The 589-nt window shown below is 43.3% G+C and carries 1 protein-coding gene; it reads left to right on the top strand.

The annotated features are described in order from the left end of the window. Positions 1–102: 102 nt before the first annotated feature. The coding region (locus ACX0G7_RS27335; protein WP_458926725.1) for an IS110 family transposase at positions 103–589 on the top strand (487 nt) is incomplete at its 3' end.

Raw genomic sequence — 589 nt, 5'->3', positions numbered from 1 at the left:
GCCGCCCGCTTTTGCCAAGCATCTATGTAAAAGCGATCACTCGAGCTGCCTAATTTTGACATGGGATACATCGTTAAATATTATCCACTAAAATCTAAGTCTATGCAGTCTCAAATGATCGCTACACCAAAGTTATTTATTGGTATAGATGTACACAAAAAAAGTTGGCAGGCACATCTCAGAACCGATATTTCGGATCACAAGAGTTTCAGTTTGCCACCTGATCCGGATTTACTAGTGAATTTCGTCTTCAAACATTTTCCCGATCACCAGGTAGCTGTTACTTATGAAGCTTCCTGCTGTGGCTTTACTGCAGCTCGTGCCTTTCTCAACCTTGGCTGGTCAGTGACCGTTGTGAACCCGGCTGATATTCCCAGGATTGATAAACACCAGTATCAAAAGACTGATAAGATCGACTGTCGCAACCTGGCAAAACAACTGCAGATTGGCCAGCTCAAACCAATCTATATTCCCACTGAAACCCAGGAGCAATTACGAAGCCTTTTAAGGCAGCGTAATCAACTAGTTAAACAGGTTCGCCGCGTGAAATCACATATCAAGGGATTGTTGCTTTTTCATGGGATCTCCA

The sequence above is a fragment of the Flavitalea antarctica genome (genome assembly GCF_054461535.1).
The sequence above is the reverse complement of the archived record's forward strand: the minus strand, read 5'-3'. Positions and strand labels throughout refer to the sequence as shown.